The organism is Microcystis sp. M53603_WE2, from assembly GCF_030065435.1.
Genome location: NZ_JASJFF010000339.1, coordinates 1 through 2555 on the forward strand (window position 1 = coordinate 1; position 2555 = coordinate 2555).

General features: G+C 40.0%; 3 protein-coding genes and 1 pseudogene. 3 read left to right on the forward strand and 1 reads right to left on the reverse strand.

The window, feature by feature from the left end; genetic code table 11:
• The 3 genes and pseudogenes from PX481_RS07335 to PX481_RS07345 all read left to right on the forward strand — a co-directional run.
• A pseudogene (locus PX481_RS07335) lies at positions 1 to 186 on the forward strand (OST-HTH/LOTUS domain-containing protein); the annotation flags it as partial.
• Complete coding sequence (locus PX481_RS07340) at positions 173 to 520, forward strand: type II toxin-antitoxin system PemK/MazF family toxin (protein WP_012263951.1); 348 nt, start codon at positions 173 to 175, stop codon at positions 518 to 520. The pseudogene PX481_RS07335 and the gene PX481_RS07340, both read left to right, overlap by 14 nt.
• Before the next feature lie 146 nt (positions 521 to 666).
• Positions 667 to 1428 (forward strand): PEP-CTERM sorting domain-containing protein, encoded by a 762-nt coding sequence (locus tag PX481_RS07345; protein WP_288094169.1) that lies wholly within the window; start codon positions 667 to 669, stop codon positions 1426 to 1428.
• A 51-nt stretch (positions 1429 to 1479) separates the two neighbouring features.
• Here the strand turns inward: PX481_RS07345 and PX481_RS07350 are convergent, their stop codons facing one another.
• Positions 1480 to 2124: a Uma2 family endonuclease gene (locus tag PX481_RS07350; RefSeq protein WP_002761559.1), complete on the reverse strand. Its 645-nt coding sequence runs from the start codon at positions 2122 to 2124 to the stop codon at positions 1480 to 1482.
• Positions 2125 to 2555: the final 431 nt, after the last annotated feature.

The following is a 2555-nucleotide window of genomic DNA, read 5'->3' on the forward strand; positions in this document are numbered from 1 at the left end:
ATGATTTCCACCCTAACCCTTGAAGAAATCAAAACCCTAGTCTATCAACTTCCCCTCTCAGAACAAATTTCTCTCTTAGAAGACCTCGAAGACAAGCTAGAAACCCTCACCCTCATGAAACTAGCAGAAACAGGCTTTCCAGAATGGAACGACCCAGAGGAAGATATTTACAATGTCCAACCCTAAAGCTGCCGAAATTTGGTTAGTTCGCTTTCCCTTCAGCGACCTTAGCACCACAAAACTCAGACCCGCGCTAGTTTTAGCTGTACATCGAGAAGAACAAATCATCCTGGGAATCTTCTCCAAAATCCCCCCTGGAGAGTGGTGGGAAACTTGGATACTGGTTAGGGAAGGACATCCCAACTTCTCACAAACAGGCTTAAAAAAGACCTCTGTAATCAGAACTGACAAGATTGCGACGGTCAACCAGTCCGTTTTTCAACAGAAACTAGGCATTTTACCCTCAGACATCCTAAACCAAGTTCAAACTGCCCTCAAAAAATCCTTAAATATTCCCTAGCATTGATTTTATCCAATGATTAACTTTCCTAAAGCGATCCCAAAGACTTCCTTAAATTTCCCCTGAGCAATCCAGAAAGCTTCATTACTATACTACTATACAACTAAACAATCACTCAAATCTAATTCTCCAGAGGCTTTTCAATCATGACATTAGTAAAACTGATTAACTTTGCTGGGGGGGGGGGTAAGAAAAACTTATTAAAACTGGCGATTGCTTCTTCTGCTATTGCTGTTAGTACCTTCGTGATAGCACCTGTTCAGGCTGCAACTGTTAGCAGCACATTTGATACAGATGCTGAAGGGTGGACAACAGTTTATTATCAAAACTCCGCGAGTAATAATCCCCCTAGTAGCCCTGCTAACCTTACCCATTTTGCTACTGGTGGCAATCCAGGAGGATATATTTCAGCGTCTGATTTTTCGGCGAACGATTTAACCTTTATTGCTCCTTCTAAATTTTTAGGAGATAAGTCTACTTTCCTTAATGGAAGCCTAAGTTTCGATCTTACGACTTCCTTTATTATCCCTGGAGGTTATGGTGCATTTTTGAGAGGTGCAGGATTGACTCTTGCATCATTCATTTCGACTCCAAATCCTAATCAATGGGAAACCTATAGTTTGGCTCTTAGTAATACAAATCAAAATACGTGGTTTAATATTCTTCCAGACAACTCGACCTTTGTGCCTGCCACTAATGCAGAAATTCAAGTAGTTCTTGCCAACTTAACTTCTCTAGAATTTAATGGTGATTTTCAATTTGGAACTGATACTACCACAATAGACAACGTTTTTCTCGTATCTCCATCATCACCTCCTGTTAGTTCCGTTCCCGAACCCTCATCAATTCTAGGGTTACTGAGTTTAGGAGTATTAGGAATAGGTGCAGCTTTAAAGCGAAAACTGTAACCCCTAAATTATCATCGGCAAAAGTTCCCTGACTTCGTTCTCGATTTGAAGTTAGGGATTAAGCGTTTGCTTGACCCAAATTCGGAATTGTTTTAATGCCATTGCACTACCTATTTTTTGACTATTTTGTAGCGTTTCTGGAATTTTTTCTATTAGATTAAATTGAGGAAATAGTCGGCTTTGGGAAGATTCAACATATTCCGATCCTTGCAAAACATTGATTTCCAGTCTCTCTCCATTATATCGCCACAATTCAGGAACACCCAATCGCTCATAATTATTAAATCGGGTTCGCTTAGTAATATCAATTTCAATTGCTAAATCGGGAGGGGGATCAATAGCCAAATCAAGTCGCTTTTTTCCCCTAACAGCAGCACAATTTTCGATATAAAAAGACTCATCTGGTTCTATTCCTTGATCCATTTGTTGATTTTTAAAGGTTGTCGATCCAGCGGGTTCATAGTCTAACTCTAATTCATCCAGGAGAACTTTAACCAAATCCCCGATTAAAACTTTGGTGTTTTCATGAATAAAAAGAGGAGTCATTGCTTCTAAAGTTCCCTGACTATAAGATAGACGAATTGACCGTCGCTCTCCCAATTCGTCAAGAATTTTTTCATAATCTTGCCAAGTGAGTGAAGTTAACAACAGGCAGTCGCCTGGGGTAACAGTTAGTTGTTTTAATGCTAATAACATCAGAATTTGTCGGCTCAGTTGTTATGATTGGGCGGTTTAGTCAGTATTTAACTTTTTTCTACCTTAGACTATATATAGCAGTTTTCATCAGAATGAGGCATGGGCAAGGGGGTTAAACTCTTTGTTGGCAAAACTTGTCGATACCTCAGTAACGTGAAAAGCGCTATATGCAAGAGTTCTAGTAAGCTGCCCGCGCATTTAAATTGCTTGTTGAGACGAGGCAAGAGGCAAGACCCAAGACCCGGTAGCATCTCACCTTTGCAATAAGTAGAAATGCTTAATGAGATCAATAAAAAAGTTAAAAAAGGCAACCATTTAGATAGGGTTTGCTGAAAAAGTTTTTCGTGGGGGCAGGGTGTGGGGTGTAGGGTGTAGGGTGTAGGGTTTTACCGATTTTCAGGTGGTCAATTACCCAATTTTCAGGGAAAAAG

Bases quoted from the DNA above. Each gene is read 5' to 3' on its own strand.
- PX481_RS07340 (WP_012263951.1), top strand. From the start codon at position 173: ATGTCCAACCCTAAAGCTGCCGAAATTTGGTTAGTTCGCTTTCCCTTC.
- PX481_RS07345 (WP_288094169.1), top strand. From the start codon at position 667: ATGACATTAGTAAAACTGATTAACTTTGCTGGGGGGGGGGGTAAGAAA.
- PX481_RS07350 (WP_002761559.1), bottom strand. From the start codon at position 2,124: ATGTTATTAGCATTAAAACAACTAACTGTTACCCCAGGCGACTGCCTG.